This is a genomic window from Vreelandella arcis (genome assembly GCF_900103865.1).
Taxonomy (GTDB): domain Bacteria; phylum Pseudomonadota; class Gammaproteobacteria; order Pseudomonadales; family Halomonadaceae; genus Vreelandella; species Vreelandella arcis.
Genome location: NZ_FNII01000001.1, coordinates 257,124 through 274,597 on the forward strand (window position 1 = coordinate 257,124; position 17,474 = coordinate 274,597).

17 protein-coding genes are annotated in these 17,474 nt (G+C 56.4%); 4 read left to right on the plus strand and 13 right to left on the minus strand.

The window, feature by feature from the left end:
- Positions 1 to 7 precede the first annotated feature (7 nt).
- Positions 8 to 1,255, plus strand: a complete 1,248-nt coding sequence (locus BLR97_RS01250; protein ID WP_089701675.1) for an ammonium transporter — start codon at positions 8 to 10, stop codon at positions 1,253 to 1,255.
- A 191-nt stretch (positions 1,256 to 1,446) separates the two neighbouring features.
- Positions 1,447 to 1,785: a P-II family nitrogen regulator gene (gene glnK, locus BLR97_RS01255; RefSeq protein ID WP_089701677.1), complete on the plus strand. Its 339-nt coding sequence runs from the start codon at positions 1,447 to 1,449 to the stop codon at positions 1,783 to 1,785.
- Positions 1,786 to 1,891: 106 nt separating this feature from the next.
- On the opposite strand, the gene BLR97_RS01260 is transcribed toward glnK, so the two are convergent.
- A complete protein-coding gene (locus BLR97_RS01260; RefSeq protein WP_089701679.1) occupies positions 1,892 to 2,668 on the minus strand; it encodes a ferredoxin--NADP reductase in 777 nt (258 codons plus the stop codon).
- A gap of 161 nt (positions 2,669 to 2,829) precedes the next feature.
- Here BLR97_RS01260 and BLR97_RS01265 point away from each other — a divergent pair, with 161 nt between their 5' ends.
- Positions 2,830 to 3,756, plus strand: coding sequence for a LysR family transcriptional regulator (locus tag BLR97_RS01265; RefSeq protein WP_089701681.1), 927 nt, complete (start codon positions 2,830 to 2,832; stop codon positions 3,754 to 3,756).
- Here BLR97_RS01265 and BLR97_RS01270 read toward each other — a convergent pair.
- The 7 genes from BLR97_RS01270 to phnD form a co-directional block, all read right to left on the minus strand.
- Positions 3,753 to 5,852, minus strand: coding sequence for a methyl-accepting chemotaxis protein (locus tag BLR97_RS01270; RefSeq protein ID WP_089701683.1), 2,100 nt, complete (start codon positions 5,850 to 5,852; stop codon positions 3,753 to 3,755). The genes BLR97_RS01265 and BLR97_RS01270 overlap by 4 nt on opposite strands.
- Positions 5,853 to 5,866: 14 nt before the next feature.
- Complete coding sequence (locus BLR97_RS01275) at positions 5,867 to 7,714, minus strand: methyl-accepting chemotaxis protein (RefSeq protein WP_089701685.1); 1,848 nt, start codon at positions 7,712 to 7,714, stop codon at positions 5,867 to 5,869.
- Positions 7,715 to 7,830: 116 nt separating this feature from the next.
- Complete coding sequence (locus BLR97_RS01280) at positions 7,831 to 8,262, minus strand: host attachment protein (RefSeq protein ID WP_089701687.1); 432 nt, start codon at positions 8,260 to 8,262, stop codon at positions 7,831 to 7,833.
- Between the two features lie 92 nt (positions 8,263 to 8,354).
- Positions 8,355 to 9,164, minus strand: a complete 810-nt coding sequence (phnE, locus tag BLR97_RS01285) for a phosphonate ABC transporter, permease protein PhnE (protein WP_089701689.1) — start codon at positions 9,162 to 9,164, stop codon at positions 8,355 to 8,357.
- On the minus strand, positions 9,158 to 9,970 hold the full coding sequence (phnE, locus tag BLR97_RS01290; RefSeq protein ID WP_089701691.1) for a phosphonate ABC transporter, permease protein PhnE: 813 nt from the start codon (positions 9,968 to 9,970) through the stop codon (positions 9,158 to 9,160). The genes phnE (BLR97_RS01285) and phnE (BLR97_RS01290) overlap by 7 nt, the downstream gene beginning before the upstream one ends.
- On the minus strand, positions 9,957 to 10,754 hold the full coding sequence (phnC, locus tag BLR97_RS01295; protein WP_089701693.1) for a phosphonate ABC transporter ATP-binding protein: 798 nt from the start codon (positions 10,752 to 10,754) through the stop codon (positions 9,957 to 9,959). The genes phnE (BLR97_RS01290) and phnC overlap by 14 nt, the downstream gene beginning before the upstream one ends.
- Positions 10,755 to 10,810: 56 nt before the next feature.
- A complete protein-coding gene (phnD, locus tag BLR97_RS01300; protein WP_089701695.1) occupies positions 10,811 to 11,800 on the minus strand; it encodes a phosphate/phosphite/phosphonate ABC transporter substrate-binding protein in 990 nt (329 codons plus the stop codon).
- A 169-nt stretch (positions 11,801 to 11,969) separates the two neighbouring features.
- Between phnD and BLR97_RS01305 the strand changes: the two genes are divergently transcribed.
- On the plus strand, positions 11,970 to 12,563 hold the full coding sequence (locus tag BLR97_RS01305; RefSeq protein ID WP_089701944.1) for a histidine phosphatase family protein: 594 nt from the start codon (positions 11,970 to 11,972) through the stop codon (positions 12,561 to 12,563).
- Here BLR97_RS01305 and BLR97_RS01310 read toward each other — a convergent pair.
- From BLR97_RS01310 to BLR97_RS01330, 5 genes are all read right to left on the minus strand, one after another.
- Complete coding sequence (locus BLR97_RS01310; protein ID WP_089701697.1) at positions 12,560 to 12,958, minus strand: RidA family protein; 399 nt, start codon at positions 12,956 to 12,958, stop codon at positions 12,560 to 12,562. The genes BLR97_RS01305 and BLR97_RS01310 overlap by 4 nt on opposite strands.
- Positions 12,959 to 13,081: 123 nt before the next feature.
- Positions 13,082 to 13,843 carry an amino acid ABC transporter ATP-binding protein gene (locus BLR97_RS01315; RefSeq protein WP_280140168.1) on the minus strand — a complete coding sequence of 254 codons (762 nt, stop codon included), beginning with the start codon at positions 13,841 to 13,843 and terminating at the stop codon, positions 13,082 to 13,084.
- Between the two features lie 48 nt (positions 13,844 to 13,891).
- Positions 13,892 to 14,992 carry an amino acid ABC transporter permease gene (locus BLR97_RS01320; protein ID WP_089701699.1) on the minus strand — a complete coding sequence of 367 codons (1,101 nt, stop codon included), beginning with the start codon at positions 14,990 to 14,992 and terminating at the stop codon, positions 13,892 to 13,894.
- 15 nt (positions 14,993 to 15,007) lie between these two features.
- Positions 15,008 to 16,198 (minus strand): amino acid ABC transporter permease, encoded by a 1,191-nt coding sequence (locus BLR97_RS01325; protein WP_089701701.1) that lies wholly within the window; start codon positions 16,196 to 16,198, stop codon positions 15,008 to 15,010.
- Between the two features lie 88 nt (positions 16,199 to 16,286).
- Entirely contained in the window at positions 16,287 to 17,312 is a 1,026-nt protein-coding gene (locus BLR97_RS01330; protein WP_089701703.1) for an amino acid ABC transporter substrate-binding protein, read from the minus strand.
- Positions 17,313 to 17,474: the final 162 nt, after the last annotated feature.

Below are 17,474 nucleotides of genomic sequence, written 5' to 3' on the forward strand. Positions count from 1 at the left end.
ACTTCCAATGAATGAATTGGCTGATCTGAGCTATGCGCTCGATACGTTTTACTTCCTAATTTGCGGTGTGCTGGTCATGTGGATGGCCGCAGGCTTCTCCATGCTGGAAGCGGGCCTGGTGCGTTCTAAAAACACCGCTGAAATTCTAACCAAGAACATTGCGCTGTTTGCGATCGCCTGCACCATGTATCTATTGGTGGGCTACTACATTATGTACTCCGGCAACGCCGGGGGCTTCCTGCCTAACCTGGGCTTCTTGATCGGCGCTGAGAACAGCGTGGATGCTGTCACGGCGGGTGGTGATGACGCGCCTTACTATTCCATGCGCTCTGACTTCTTCTTCCAAGTGGTATTTGTCGCCACTGCCATGTCGATCGTATCGGGTGCTGTCGCCGAGCGTATGAAGCTGTGGGCTTTCCTGGCGTTCGCCGTGGTGATGACCGCAGTCATCTATCCGGTGTCTGGCTACTGGACTTGGGGCGGCGGCTGGTTGGCCGAAGTCGGTTACTCTGACTATGCCGGTTCGGGCATTGTGCACCTCGCTGGTGCGGCCGCTGCGCTGGCAGGGGTTATCGTGCTTGGTCCACGTAAAGGCAAGTACGGTAAAGACGGCTCGATCCACGCTATCCCCGGTGCCAACATGCCGCTGGCCACGCTGGGTACCTTCATTCTGTGGATGGGCTGGTTTGGCTTCAACGGTGGTTCGGAGCTGAAGTTGGCGGCGATTGATTCTGCTAACAACGTTGCGCAAGTCTTCGTTAACACCAACGCGGCGGCAGCCGGTGGCGTCATCGCTGCGCTTATTCTGGCCAAACTGTGGTTCCGTAAAGCGGATCTGACCATGGCGTTGAACGGCGCACTCGCAGGCCTGGTGGCAATTACCGCTGACCCGCTTTCACCTTCTGCGTTGGGTGCAACAATCATCGGTGCCATTGGTGGCCTGATCGTGGTCGCTGCCATCGTCACGCTGGATAAAGTAAAACTGGACGATCCCGTCGGTGCCATCTCCGTCCACGGTGTCGTGGGTATCTGGGGTGTCCTGGCCGTACCGCTGAATAACGACGGTGCCTCGTTCGGCCCGCAGCTTATCGGTATCGTGGGTATCTTTGCTTGGGTCTTCATTGCCAGCCTGATCGTGTGGCTGATCCTGAAAGCCATCATGGGTGTTCGGGTTAGCGAAGAAGATGAATACGAAGGTGTCGATATCGCCGAGTGCGGTCTTGAAGCCTACCCTGAATTTGGTATTAAGAAATAAATAGCGGCATTAAGAAGTAAACCAATGCTGACCAGGTGAGCCCGAGTGCTCGTCTAAGGCCTCCCCAGATAGGGAGGCTTTTTTTATTCTCCGTCGGTAGCGGTGTATGCTGAGAAGTAAGAGATAGTGAGCGGCTACGCGACGCTCCTTATCTTCAAACCATTATGGCTACCTAGCTAGAGGATCTCGCAATGAAATTAATCTCTGCCATTATCAAGCCGTTTAAGCTTGATGACGTGCGCGAATCGCTCTCCGACATTGGCGTACAAGGCATTACCGTCACCGAAGTGAAAGGCTTTGGTCGCCAGAAGGGGCATACAGAGCTTTACCGAGGCGCCGAATACGTGGTCGATTTTCTACCTAAAGTGAAGCTTGAAGTGGCGGTTGATGACGATATGGTCGAACAGGTCATCGACGCGATCACCCAAGTGGCCAATACCGGTAAGATCGGCGACGGCAAGATTTTTGTGATGCCGTTGGAGCAAGTGATGCGTATCCGTACCGGCGAGACCGGTAAAGACGCGGTATAACCCCGCCGCGCGCTAGAACATAAAACCCCCGCCAAGCAGTGCTGTTATGCACCGGTTGGCGGGGGTTTTTACTGAACGGCGGCCGTCAGAGGGTTATTTCTCGACCTTATTTTTCAACAAATGCGCGCTCGATGACGTAGTCACCCGGCTCACCCATACGCGGCGAGATGTTCAAGCCCAGCTCGTCGAGCAGCGCGCTGGTGTCGTCGAGCATCGCCGGGCTGCCGCAAATCATCGCGCGATCCTGACGGGGATCAATGGGCGGCAAGCCAGTGTCTTCAAACAGCTTGCCGGTGCGAATGTGATCGGTCAGGCGGCCCGTGGTGTGAAACTCTTCTCGGGTCACCGTGGGGTAGTAGATCAGTTTCTCGGCAATGTCTTCGCCCAGGTACTCGTGGGCCGGCAGTTCTTTAGTGATAAAGTCGGCGTAGGCCAGTTCCGAGACTTCGCGCACGCCGTGAACCAGCACAACATTTTCAAACCGCTCGTAGACTTCCGGGTCTTGAATCAAGCTTAAAAAGGGCGCAAGACCCGTGCCGGTTGAAAGCATGTACAGGTTGCGGCCTGGTAGCAGGTCGTCGGTGACGAGGGTGCCGGTTGGCTTGCGGCTGACCATGATCTGATCGCCGACTTTGAGGTGCTGCAGGCGTGAGGTAAGCGGGCCGTCAGGTACCTTGATGCTAAAGAACTCAAGGTGATCTTCGTAGTTTGGGCTGGCAATCGAGTAAGCGCGCATTAACGGTTTGCCATTGACTTCCAAACCAATCATAACGAATTGACCGGTTTTAAAGCGCAGGCTGCGTTCCCGGGTAGTGCGGAAGCTGAACAGGGTGTCGTTCCAGTGATGAACGCTCAGTACGTCTTCCAGGGCGAACTTACTCATGCCAATTCCTCCGTCGAGTAGCGGTGTCAACGCCACGAATATGCTTAAAAAGAATAAAAAATATGTATTAAGTTGCCAGTAAGTCTAAGCAAAGGGTGGTATATCTGTTAAGTAAATTATATTGATAACGGATATCTTAAAAATAGATATAGGCGAGTGTTATGCACTATACCTTGCGTCAACTCGAAGTATTCGTTGCCGTCGCGCAACACGAGAGCGTCTCCCACGCGGCGCGTTCGCTTGCCATGTCGCAGTCGGCGACCAGTACCGCGCTTGCCGAGCTTGAGCGCCAGTTCGACTGTCAATTGCTCGACCGTCTGGGCAAGCGTTTAAAGCTTAACGCCCTGGGCTTTCAGCTGCTGCCCAAAGCCGTTGCGCTGCTAGACCGTGGTGAGGAGATCGAAGAACTTCTGCGCGGCCAACAAGGTGTGGGGGCGTTAGACGTTGGCGCTACGCTGACGATTGGCAATTATCTGGCCACGCTTTTGATCAGCGATTTTATGCAGCGCCATCCGGGGAGTCGTGTACGGCTCGCGGTGCGCAATACGCGGCATATTATCGAAGGGGTGCGTCAGCACTCCCTGGATTTAGGGCTGATCGAGGGGCAGTGCGACGACGAAATGATCATCAGCCAACCCTGGGTCGAAGACGAGTTGTGTGTGTTCTGTTCGCCGCGTCATCCACTGGCGGGTAAGGCGCACCTGGAGCTAGAGCAGCTGCTGCGGGAGGACTGGATTATGCGTGAGGAGGGCTCGGGTACGCGCATGACGCTGGAGCACGCCGCACGTCACCGCCGCAGCCGGTTCAATACGCTACTTGAGCTGGAGCATACCGAGGGCATTAAGCGGGCGGTGGAGTCGGGGTTGGGGATTGGCTGTGTTTCACGGCTAGCGCTGCGCGACGCGTTTCGGCGGGGCAGCTTGGTTCCGCTGCCCACGCCGGAGTTGGACTTAAAACGTCAGTTCACCTTTATTTGGCACAGGCACAAATATCTCTCCACTGGGGTGCGCGAGTTTCTGCGCCTGTGCCGGGAGATGACCGCTGGTGCTAAGCGCAGCGATGATATCTCCCTGCCCCCGATCCCTTAACCGCGTGTTTTAGGCGCGGGTAATGCCGAGCCATGGCGATCTGGCTCCAGCGTGAAACCGCCGACCAGCTCGGCAAGGTAGTCGGCTTGATCTTTTAACTGCTCGGCAGCGGTGGTCGACTCCTGCACCATTGCTGCGTTCTGCTGGGTCATTTGGTCTAGGTCGGTGACCGCTATGCTGACCTGACTGATGCCGTCACTTTGCTCGCTGGCAGCGGTGCTGATATCGCCGAGCATTTGGGTGACCCGTGAGACGCTTTCGGCGAGTTCATGCATGGCGGCTTCGGCATCTCGCACCATTTGAGTACCGCTTGCTACCTTGTCGGTCGAGGTATCGATACGCTGACGGATGTCCTTGGCGGCGTCGCTGGCGCGTGATGCCAACTGACGTACTTCATTGGCGACCACGGCAAAGCCCCGGCCCTGTTCACCCGCACGGGCCGCCTCAACAGACGCATTCAATGCCAACAAATTGGTTTGAAAGGCGATGCCATCAATGACACTGACGATGTCCTGAATTTCCGTCGACGTCGTGCGAATGTCATCCATGGTGGTCACCACCTGCTTAATGGCCGTATCGGTTCGCCCTGCCAGCTGCGAGGCGGTCTGCGAAAGACCGCTGGCCTCTTGCGAAGCGTTGGTGGTGTGGGCCACGGTGCTGCTGATTTCCTCCATGGCAGACGACGTTTGCTGCAGACTGGCCGCCGCTTGCTCGGTTCGCTGCGATAGATCGCGACCGCCTTGGGTGATTTCATTGGCGGCGTGATTAACCGATGCACTGCTGCGCTGAACGTCGAGCAGGATGGCCTGAATTTTGTTGGCAAAAGCGTTGAACTGTTCGGCTACCGCCGCACTTTCGTCGCGCCCATGAACCGGCAGACGCTGGGTCAGGTCTCCGTTGCCCGACGCGATTGCTTGCATGCGGTTGGCGAGGCGCTTGAGCGGGCGGGCAATCCGGCCACCTATCCACCAGAGTGCCAATAGGCCCAGGGCGGCGACAATGAGGCCTATCACCGTCATACCCATCGCATCGTTTCGACGCTGCTCGCCCAGCACGTTTTGCAGGGCATTAATTTCGGCCAGCACGGCCTCTTCGGGCAGTTGCACCATCAATACCCAGGGCAGTTCGCTATCGCCGATGGTGATCGGCTGGTAGCGCTCAATCATGCCGTCGTGGGTATCGCTTTGCAGGCGTTGCTGTTGGGCTGCCGTCGTCACACGCTCTAATATACCGGCGTCCAGCACCGCCTCAGCGTGCTTGCCTAACGCCTCCGTGCCTTGGGTATCCGCTACCAGGCCGCCTCGGCCGGCCACCAGTGCCATCCGTCCCGCGCCGTCGTAGAGCGATTGGTTGGCGTCCTCAAGGAGTTCCTGGATAAAGTTGAGCGACAGGTCGACCCCGGCTACGCCACGAAACTCCCCGTTGACCAGGATAGGCGCATTGAAGGACGTTACCAGTAGCGTCTCGCCGTCGTAGTCGTAAGAGGCGGGATCGATGATGCACGGCGCGAGTGTTTCGCGGGGGCAAAGATAGTATTCACCTTCGCGTACGCCAGAGGCCATCAGCGACTGGCTTTCCATGGTGTCGCCCAGCGGCAGCACCGCTAACTCGCCGCTGTCGGTGCGGTACCACCAGGGCATGAAGCGTCCGCTGCCGTCGTGACCGTAGCGTTCGTCACCGGCAAAGCGCTCATCGTTGCCGAAGGCATCGGGTTCCCAGCCAATGAAGGCATCCAGCAGCGCGGGGTTTTGCGCAACGGTGTTGCGCACCATGTTGGATAGCTGGCGGCGGCTCAACGACAGCGCTTGCTGGCCTTCTCCGTCCTCTTGGCCCATCAGCGCATTAGTATCGGCCAGTTGGGCGGCCAGCGTCATGGCATTTTCCAGTTCGCGCTGGATACGCTCGCCTTCGGCGCTGGCCACTGCATCCAGGCGGGCTCCCAGGGCGCCTTCCAACAGCTCGCTGGTGTGCTGCTCCACGGTCTGCTGGGTGCGTGAGGTGGCGATCAGGTTGTAAGCCACCAAGACCACTACCATCGCCAGCAAACATGGGCCGGCCAGTGCGAGGACGAAGGTGCGTAACGAACGAAAGTGCATCAGCGATCTCCCGATCAGTACGCTTTAGGGGCATTAAGGGCTGGCGCTGAACTGCTCTGCGACAGCTTGAAGCGGCTGATGGCACCAGTGAGATGATCTGCCTGATCTTTGAGCTGCTCGGCCGCGGTGGTCGATTCCTCAACCATGGCGGCGTTTTCTTGCGTCATCCGATCAAGTTCGGCAACGGCTACGTTCACTTGGCTGATACCGTCGTTTTGCTCGCTGGTGGCGGAGGTGATTTCTCCCAGCACGTCGGTCACGCGGGTGATGTGGTTGACGATGTCATCCATGGTTTCACCGGCGCTTTGCACCAGCGTGGTGCCGTTTTGAACCTTGCTTTGGGAATCTTCGATCAAGTTTTTGATGTCGTTGGCAGCGTCAGTACTGCGTTGTGCCAATTTACGGACCTCTTCCGCCACGACGGCAAACCCACGACCTTGCTCACCGGCGCGCGCCGCTTCCACCGAGGCGTTGAGCGCCAGCAGATTGGTCTGGAAGGCGATACTGTCCATCAGCGTGACGATATCGCCGATTTTGCCCGATGACTGGGCGATATCTTCCATCGTCGACGTGACCTGCGACACGGCCTCACCGCCACGCCCTGCCACGTCCGAGGCGGCCTGCGACAGCTGGTTGGCTTCCTGAGCGGACGACGAGGTGTGCTCGACTGTGCTCGTGATTTCTTCCATTGAGGCGGAGGTTTGTTGCAGGCTAGACGCGGTATTTTCGGTACGGCGCGATAAATCCTGGCCGCCGTTGGCGATTTCCGTGGCCGCGTTGTGAACTGCTTCACTGCTGGAACGAACATCTTGCAGCACTGTGTCCATGGTCGCGACAAAGCGGTTAAAAGCGGCGGCGATATGGGTGATTTCGTCGTTACCTTCTTCCGGCAGACGCTGGGTTAAGTCGCCTTCCCCGGAAGCGATGTCGTTCATGGCATCGCGGGCAGAGATAAGACGGCGCAGCAGCCACTTGAGCAGAAAGCTAAGGGCGACGGCGGTGATACTTGCAACAATCAGTAGGGTAATAATTGATGTACTGGCAACTCCGCGCAGACCAGCGGTAGCCTCGTACTCATCCATTGCGACAACAAGTTGCCAGCCGCTGTCGCCACCCACGCCTCGGCCTTGCAGTAAGGTATCGTTTCCATCGAGTGCCAGCGCTAGGGGCTGCTCACTGGCGGCAATCTGTTGGAGATAGTCGGCGTCGAGCTGGTCGCTAAGCGCGGAAGACGGTTCCAGGATTAGATCGGCGTTGGGGTGGGCGACCAGGGTGCCGTCGCCAGTGGTTAGAAAGCCAAAACTTGAAGGGGTGGGAGCGATACTGTCGACAATACTGATCACGTCTTCAATGCTGATATCAGCGCCTACCACGGCTGCCAGTTCGCCGTTTTGATAGTAAGGGCGAGCAAAGGTCACAATTAACCCGCCGCTTTGAGCATCCACATAGGGGTCGGTGATAATCGTGTCTTCGGCAGCGACAGCATCTTTGTACCAAGGGCGCTGGCGTGGGTCGTAATCACTCGGTGGCTCCCAGCCATCCGAAAAAACGGCGTCCGATGTCTGTGGGTAGGCCATGTAGGCCGTCATGAAGTTGCCGGAGTTGGCTAATTGCTGCAGCGCTTCCAGCGGGGCGTCACTATCGGCTGCATTGTCCATGCTGGATAGCATGGTGAAACGGGCGTTAAACCACTCATCAAGCGCCTGGGTATTGCCGTTGGCAACCGCGTTGAGATTGCGGGTCACCTGCTCGGTGTTGTGGTGCTTGACGGTGGTGTAACTGGCAATGCCATTAACTACTAGGGCAAGGATAATCGCGACGAGGGTCGCAAGTAATAGCTTGGCGCGCAGGGATGCAAACATAATCGCTCTCTGGTCGAAGTGCGGATCAGGGCGCTTGTGATGCGCCCTGATAGTGAGTACGCACTACTATCGGCAAGAGCGATGATTTCTTTAGTGAAGGCGAATGTTATAAATTGTTAGCGGAGATCGCTGACCGCGGCGGTAATAGTGTCCACGGCGCTTTTACTGTGGTCTTTGGCGAGGGTATGGATCACTAGCTTCTGGGTGGGCGCATCCATTTTCTCGCGCAGTAAACCTAAAAATTTGGGCGGTGCGACCAGGATCAGCTTGTCCATGTGATGATCCACCCGGGCGGTATATAGCCGCTGAACCACCTGTTTGGCGAATAGCTCGTTTTCGTGCTGAGAAGCGGCCCCTTCCTCGCCGGAACTGCGGGCGCTGGTCGAGTTTGACTCGTGGACGTCGGCTCCCGGGCGGTCGGTGACCAAATCGCCTTCGTGCAACCGCCCTTCGGCGTGTACCAAGCTCTCCTGCTCGGTGAGCGTTAGCGCTTCACGGGTAAATATACGGGCGCGAGCGGCGTCGGCGACGACGATGTACGTGGTCATCGTGGCGCATCCTCCTTGTCGTTGATCGTTATTCAACCATGGCAAGCGTTTGGCGTTTGGTCAAACGCTTGCCCCGGTTTAAGAAACGTCGGTTAAAGCACCTTGCTACGCAGCAAGCTCGTCACGGCCTCGCCAATCAGCACCAGCACGATGATGGCGATCAAGATGGTGGCCACAGTGGGCCAGGCGAAGGTATCAATCGCCCCCTGAAGGATAACCCCAATGCCGCCAGCGCCGACCAGTCCCAAGACCGTCGACTCACGGATATTGATATCCCAGCGCAAGATCACAATGGCAAAAAACGCCGGCATCACCTGCGGTACTACGGCGTAGGCAATTACCTTGGCCTTGGAGGCTCCGGTGGCTTCCATGGCCTCGACTGGACGACGGTCGATTTCCTCAATCGCCTCGCCCATTAGCTTGCCGATAAAGCCGATGGAGCGAAACACGATCGCCAAAATGCCCGCCAGCACCCCAGGACCGAAAATCGCCACGAATAGCAGCGCCCAGATAATCGTATTCACCGAACGGCTCGAGACCAGAATAAAACGCCCCAGCCAAAGGCATGCCCGGTTAGGCGTGGTGTTCTGGGCGGCAATGTAGGCCACCGGCAGCGCCAAAAAAATCGTTAGGAAGGTGGCTAGGGTGGCAATATGCACGGTCTCAATCAGCGCGGCGATAATGCTGTTTAATCCGGCTGCACTGGGCGGCCACATGCGCGCGCCAAGCCCGGAGATTTGATTGGGTGCATCCCATACCCAGGGCCAGAAGATATCAATATCGCGTACTGCCCAAAACACCACCATCACAGTGGCGAGCAGCACGGCGTAGCGGATAAGGCGTTGTTTACGGTCGTAGCGTTGCCAAACATGGTCGGCAAGTTGCTGTGCGTGATCTACCATATTTTTTTCCTCACCCAGCCACTAATCCCTTCGCTGAGCAAAATGACCGCGATGATAACGAGCAAAATGGCAAAGGCGAAGTCGTAATCGTAGCGTCCAAAGGCGTTCATCAGCGTGCTGCCGATACCACCCGCCCCGACAATCCCAACCACCGCCGAGGCGCGTAGGTTGCTGTCCAACTGGTACATTGAAAGCCCCACCTGGCGTGGCAGTATCTGCGGAAAGACCGCGTAGAACAGAATAGCCCCGTAGCCTGCGCCAGCGGCCTTCATGGCTTCTACCTGGCCCCAGTCAATCTCCTCGATCTCTTCGGCGAGCAGTTTGCCTACAAAGCCGATCGAGTAGAGGGTGAGGGTCAAGATCCCTGCTAGCGGGCCAAACCCAACGGCGGCGACAAACAAAATGGCGACGATGACCGGGTGAAAACTACGCGAGACAATAATCACCGCCCGACCAATGATATAAATCGGCATTGGGGCGATATTACGCGCTGCCATCACCGCAAAGGGGATCGACAAAAAAACGCCCAACAGGGTGGCCATAATGGCGATTTGAAAACTTTCTTTAAAACCGGTTATCAGCAGTTCGTAGCGCTCAAGGTTGGGCGGAAAACCACCGCCAAATATGCGTGCTGCGCGAGGCAACCCTTCTGCAATGCGCGCCCAGTTGAACGGCAGTGAGCCAAAGGCCCAGACCAGGTAAACGATCGCCACGATGATCAAGCCGTAGCGCAGTAGCGGGTTGGCGATAAACGGCGGTTTTTTCCAGGTTCGCGGCGTTGATGAAGAGGCGTCAGGCGGAGTCATGAGCGTGCTCCTCCGCTGGCGTGTCGGTGATAGCATCGTCCGGCGCATCAATCCCGCCATAGATGGCGTCGAGAGCGTCTTTATTGAAGTCGGCGGGCAGCCCGTCGAAGATCATTTTGCCGTGACGCAAGCCCACGATGCGCTCGGTGTAGGTTTTGGCCTGCGCAACGTTATGGATATTAATCAGCACCGGTAGCGACAGTTCGCTAGCCAGGCTTTGCAGCAGCACCATAATCTGTTCGGAGGTTCTCGGATCGAGGGAGGCGGTGGGCTCATCGGCGAGCAGAACTTCGGGTTCCTGCATCAGCGCGCGTACAACCCCGACCCGCTGGCGCTCGCCGCCGGAAAGCTCATCCGCGCGCTTGTTGGCGTAGTGGGCGATGCCCACGCGTTCCATCAGGCTGAAGGCGCGCTCAATATCGCTTTGCGGGTAGCGCCGCGTAATCGCCTGATAAAGATTCACGTAGCCCAGGCGTCCGGCGAGCACGTTCTCCATCACGGTTAACCGATCCAGCAGGTTAAAGCCCTGAAACACCATGCCAATTTTGCGTCTTGAACGACGCAATTCAGCACCCCTCAGATGCACGAGCTCGTTGCCGTTGAGTTTGATCGAGCCGGAGGTCGGCTCCACCAATCGATTAATGCACCTCAGCATGGTGCTTTTACCTGCACCCGAGGCGCCTACGATCGAAACAACACTGTTTCCCTCTACCTTGAGGTCAAGCCCTTTCAGCACGGCTTCATCGTGGCCATAGCGTTTGACCAGATTGGTAATTTCCAGCATGTATCTGCTTCCATCGTCGAGAAAATCACCGCACCGCCGGTGGCGGTGCGTTCCGCTTACTCCAAGTCTTCGGGCGTATAGCTCACGTCATTGGCGGCTTGGATGGCACGAATGACTTTCCAGTTATCCTGATAGTTGATAGGGATGAATTTCTCGACGCCTTCAAACTCATCGCCCAGTTCGGTACCGACAAAATCGAAGCTGAAAAAGGCTTCTTCAATCTTGTCGACCAGATCAGGGTGCAGGTTATGTGCGTAATTGTAGGATGTGGTGGGGAAAGGGTCGGATTCATAGATCAGGCGCACATCGTCTTCGTCATACAGATCGCGTGCGGCCATACGCTCCACCACTTCTGACGCCACGGGGGCAGCATCGTAGTCCTGGGCAACGACACCCAGCATGGACTGGTCGTGACTGCCCGAGTAGATCACTTCGTAATCTTCACCAGGAGTAATGCCGAGCTCAGGCAGCAACGCGCGAGGTGCCAGGTTTCCTGAGTTGGAAGTCGGTGACGTGTGGGCGACCCGCTTGCCCTTAAGGTCTTCAACCTCATGAATATCCGAGTCGACGTGCGTGAAAAGCTGCAGGGTGTAACCAAATCGGCCGTCGTCGGAGCCCATTAAGGCAAACGGCACGGCCCCGGCAAGATTCACTGCGAAAGGCGTGGGGCCCGTGGAGAAGCCGGCAATATGTAGCCGCCCGCTGCGCATGGCCTCAACTTGAGCCGCATTGGACTGCACCGCGAAGAAACGCACATCGCGCTCGGTCACCTCGGCCAAGTGGTCGATGAAGGGCTGCCAGATATCCGAATAAATCGCTGGATCCTCGACCGGAGTGTAGGCAAAGATCAGCGTATCGGGGTTGGCCCATTCCGACTCATCGCTGGGCCGGTCGGCGACCATGTCACCATCTTCGTCACAATAGATGTCAGCCAGATCGCCGCGTTCGCATTCGGCGTAGGCCTGAGTTGATAGCAGTGCTAATGGTAGTAGAGATGCGGCGGTCAGCATCGCAAGCGGGCGCTTGCGGAAAAGCGACGTAGTCATAATAAGCCTCTTGTGTACGTTGTTTTTGTATTCTTGCTGTTAGTCGTTGTGTGCCTTCACTGGGATTTTCTACTAGGAAAGCGGAAAATGTTTCATAAGTAGACATTTGGCGTGAAGGATGATTATTTTCGAAAACAGACACCTTCAATCTAGAGTTTATTACAAACTTATGTCAAATACTTTACATGCGCTCTCCGACCATTGGCGCAACCGCTATTTACTAATGCGTCACGGTCATAGTCAGGCTAACGAACAAGGTATGATTGTCAGCTCTCCGGAGCGCGGGATTGAAAACTTTGGCCTTTCCGAGCTTGGCGAGCAACAACTTGCCCAGCGGGTGGCCGACTGGCAATGGTCAACGCCAACCCGTGTGGTGCATTCGGATTTTCTACGCACGACGCAAACAGCAGCGAGGGTTGCCGCCGCGTTTCAGCTTACTCCGCGCGTGGATACGCGATTACGCGAGCGCCATTTTGGCGAGTTAGAGGGCCAGGGGGACGATCGCTACCCGAGCATATGGGCGCTGGATGCCCAGAACTCCGAGCATCAACGCCACCAGGTGGAAGCGGTGAGCGCGGTGGCGAAACGTATGCGGGCGGTGATAGACGACTGGGAGCAGCAGGTCAGCGGGGAAACTATCCTGCTGGTCAGCCACGGTGATCCTTTGCAAATCCTACTAACGGTGCTGGCTAATAAGCCCCTTACCCAGCACCGTGATCAGCTCGCGTTAGTTCCCGCGAGCGTTACGCAAATAGGCGGTTAGGCGCTGCTGTCAGCAGGCGGAATCCAGGCAATCATATCCACTTCCACATCGGCACCGCCGGCTAAGCCGGTAACGCCAATGCAGGTGCGAGTGGGGAGTGGCTGGGGGAAGTAGCTGGCGTAAACCTGATTCACTTCCTCGAAATGGCCCATATTGGTAATAAACACCCGTGATTGAACCACGTACTCGAAGCTGCTCCCCACTTCCTCCAGCACAATCGCTAGGTTCTGCATTACTCGATGGGTCTGCTCGGTGAAGGTGCCCAGCAGCATCTCATTGGTTTCCGGCACGGTGGGCATTTGACCGGTGATGAACACCAGATCGCCTACCCGGCAGGCGTGAGAAAAAGGTGCAATCGGTTGAGGCGCGCGGTCGATGAACAGCTTTTCGATCATCTTATTATCCTTTTTAACCTGTGTGTGACAGCTGTTTTTAAAAGGCGTTTAAACATCATGGGCCTCACGCGAGGCCCATGGTGGTGTACTTGTCCACAGCCGTTCTGGTGGCAGGGTTGTGGATTAATGGCCGAGGATCTGGCTCAGGAACAGCTGTGTACGCTCGGACTGGGGGTTATTGAAGAATGGCTCAGGCGCGTTTTCTTCAATGATTTGCCCCTGATCCATAAAGATCACCCGGTCGGCCACGGTTTTGGCGAAGCCCATTTCGTGGGTCACACAAATCATGGTCATGCCCTCTTCCGCCAGCTCCACCATGACGTCCAGCACTTCTTTGATCATCTCGGGATCAAGCGCTGACGTTGGTTCGTCGAACAGCATGACGTCCGGGTGCATGCACAGCGAGCGGGCAATCGCCACGCGCTGCTGCTGACCGCCGGAAAGCTGCCCCGGGTACTTAGTCGCCTGCTCGGCAATGCGAACCCGCTCCAGGTACTGCATGGCCAGTTCTTCCGCTTCTTTGCGCGGCTTTTTCTGCACCCACATTGGCGCGATGCAGCAGTTTTCCAGCACTGATAAATGCGGAAACAGGTTGAAGTGCTGAAACACCATGCCGACGCTGCGGCGAATCTGCTCGATCCGCTTGACGTCTTGGGTCAGCGGGACGCCGCCCACGACGATGTCCCCTTTTTGGTGCTCTTCAAGGTGGTTGATACAGCGAATCAGCGTTGATTTACCCGAGCCCGAGGGGCCGCACACCACGATACGCTCGCCGCGCTTGACCTCAAGGTAGATATCTCGCAGTACGTGGAAATCGCCGAACCACTTATTGACGTTGTGCATCTCGACCATCAGGTCGGAGGCGTTGGTGGCTGCTTGTGTCATATTGAAATCCTACTCAAAACCTGAAGGTTTAAACGTATAAAAGCGACATTACTGCTTATGACCGGTATTTAGCTTGCGTTCCAGGTACTGGCTGTACCGCGACATGCTGAAACAGAAGATCCAGAACACGAACGCGGCAAAGACATAGCCCTCTATCGAGAAGCCCAGCCAACGTGAGTCGGAAAGCGCCGCTTGCACGATGCCCAACAGATCAAACAGCCCGATGATCATCACCAGCGTGGTGTCTTTAAACAGCGAGATAAACGTATTGACGATACCGGGGATCATCATCTTCAGCGCCTGGGGCATGATGATCAGGCCCATGCGCTTCCAATACGTCATCCCCAGCGCCGCCGCGGCTTCATCCTGGCCTTTGGGTATCGCCTGCAAGCCACCGCGAATGACCTCGGCCATGTAGGCACTCTGGAACAGCGTTAAGCCGATCAAGGCACGTATGAGACGGTCGATGTTAATCTCTGAGGGTAAAAACAGCGGCAGCATCACCGACGCCATGAACAGGATGGTGATGAGCGGTACGCCGCGCCAGAACTCGATGAAAATCACACAGAAGGTTCTGACGATGGGCATGTTGGAGCGTCGTCCAAGCGCTAACACAATGCCGATGGGTAACGCGCCAATCATCCCCACGCTTGCCAGCAGCAGCGTCAGCATCAAGCCGCCCCAGCGATGGGTGGGAACGCGCGGAAGGTCAAAATAGCCGCCGTGTAAGAGCACATAGGCAGCAACCGGGAAGCCCAGCAAGGCAAACACGGTCATCCAGCGCTTAAACGGCAGGCGCGGAATCACCATCCAGGCAATAATGCCCGCGAACATGGCAAATACGATGTTGGCGCGCCAATACTCCTCGCTGGGGTACAGGCCGTAAATGAACTGCGAAAAGCGGGCATTGACGAATACCCAACAGGCGCCCACCCGTGAACAGTCCTCACGGCTATCGCCTATCCAGTCGGCATTAATAAACGCCCATTGGATCGTTGGCACCAACAGCAGATACAGAACATACAAGCCTAATAGCGTGAACAGGCTATTGATGGGGCCGTTGAACAGGTTGCCGCGTAGCCAGCCGATGGGGCCAATGGTGCCTTTCGGGGCCGGCTGCTCAGGTATCATATCTTTGTTGTGAATCATAAAGTCGCCTCCGGCCTAGCGTTCGACCAGTGCAACGCGAGCGTTGAACCAGTTCATGAACATGGACACCAGCAAGCTGATGATCAGATAAACCGCCATGGTCATGGCAATCACTTCGATGGCCTGACCGGTTTGGTTAAGCGTGGTGCCGGCAAACACCGAGACGAGGTCGGGGTAGCCGATGGCGGTGGCCAGTGACGAGTTTTTAATCAGGTTGAGATATTGACTGGTAAGCGGTGGAATAATCACCCGCAGGGCTTGGGGAATCACCACCAGACGTAGCACTAACTTGCGCGGCAAACTGAGTGCCTGTGCCGCCTCCGTTTGGCCATGGGGGATGGCCTGAATACCCGAGCGCACTATTTCGGCAATGAACGACGCGGTGTAGATAGAAAGCGCCAGCCATAGGGCTAAAAATTCGGGAATAATGGTGATCCCACCACCGAAATTAAAGCCGCGCAGTACCGGCATCTCCCAGGTGACCGGGACGCCGGTAACGACCAACACCAGCAGCGGGAGGCCAAAAATAATCACCAGCGACATCCAGAAAACTGGCAAGCGCTTGCCGGTGGCTTCGTGGCGTCGCTTGTTCCACATAACCAGCGCGATGCTAGCCACGATCGCCACAATGAACGTAGCCGGGATCAACCCGAACCCCGACTCAAACAGCGGTTGAGGTAGGTACAGTCCGCGCACGTTCAGAAAAATAGCCTCGCCGAACGCCATGCTCTCTCTGGCGCTGGGTAAGGTACGCAGGACAGCGAAGTACCAGAAGAAAATCTGCAGCAGCAGCGGAATATTACGGAAGGTTTCGATGTAGGCGTTGGCTAGCTTAGCGATCAGCCAGTTGGGCGATAACCGCGCAATACCGACGATAAAGCCAATAATCGAGGCGGCCAACACCCCCAATCCACCCACCAACAGCGTATTGAGCAAGCCAATCACGAAGGTGCGGCCATAGCTGCTTTGGGAGGTGTACTCGATTAAGGTTTGGCCAATACCGAAGCCGGCTGTGTCACTCAGGAAGCCAAAGCCGGTGGTTATACCGCGGGCCTCCAGGTTGGCTTGGGTATTGCCAATAATGTAGATCAGGAAAGCCGCGACAACGGCGACTAATATGAGCTGAAAAATAAGCGCGCGCTTAGCGCGGTCTCGCCAAAACGGCGGCTTGTGGCCGGCGGGGCGAGCGTCGGGTCGTACAGACATGGGTGGCGTCTCCGCTATACGGAAGGTCAATCAAACGGCCCGCCAGACACTTGAATAAGAGCGGCGGGCCAGGGGTCAAGCGAGACGCTTAGCGAATCGGCGGTGCGTACTGTAAGCCACCTTCGGTCCAGAGCTTGTTGATACCGCGCTCAATTTCCAGCGGCGAGCCCATACCGACGTTACGGTCAAAGCTTTGGCCGTAGTTACCCACTTGGCTGATGATGTTGTAAGCCCAGTCAGCTTCAAGGTTCATGCCTTCGCCATAGTTGCCGTCCTGTCCCAGCAAACGCGCGATGTTGGGGTTTTCAGATTCCAGCATTTCGTCCACGTTATCGCTGTTAATGCCTAACTCTTCGGCGTTAAGCATCGCGAACAGCGACCACTTGACGATGTTGAACCAAGTGTCGTCGCCTTGGCGAACCACAGGGCCTAGCGGTTCTTTGGAGATAACGTCCGAGAGAATCATAGAGGTTGAGGGATCGCTAAGCTGAATACGCAGAGCAGCCAGTTGCGATGTATCGGAGGTCAGCACGTCACAGCGGCCGGCTTGGTAGCCACCCACGGTTTGCTCAGAGGTATCAAACACGATCGGGTTGAATTCCATGTCATTGGCACGGAAGTAGTCGGCCAGGTTCAACTCGGTGGTGGTACCGGACTGGATGCAGATAGAGGCGCCATCGAGTTCATCAACACTGGTAATGCCCAGGTCGCTAGGCACCATGAAGCCCTGGCCGTCATAGAAGGTAACGCCGGTGAAGTTAAGGCCCAGGGTGGTATCGCGGGTGGTGGTCCAGGTGGTATTGCGTGAAAGCACGTCAACTTCGCCAGACTGTAGGGCGGTGAAACGCTCCACTGCGTTGAGTGAAATGTAGTTAACCGCCTCTGAGTCGCCGAGTACTGCTGCTGCTACTGCGCGGCAAACGTCAACGTCGATCCCTTGCCAGTTACCGTCGTCATCCGGTGCCGAGAAGCCAGGTAGGCCGTCGCTGACGCCACACTGAACCGCGCCGCGCTCCATGGTGTCTTCCAAGGTATCGGCTTGAGCGGTCGACATTCCCGCTAGGGTGATTGAGCCAGCAGACGCCAGCAGTACTAGGTGTTTTTTGTTGAACATTTAAGTCCCCTCGAATTAATTGAAATCATTATTTATGCCGTAGCATGCCATAAACCTAGCAAGGAAGATGCCAACAGGGGTACAGGCCTTAATTCAGCGCTTTTCAACGCTACTCAACGAAATTGAGACGAACGTCTAGGTGCAAAAAACAGGACTGCCCAC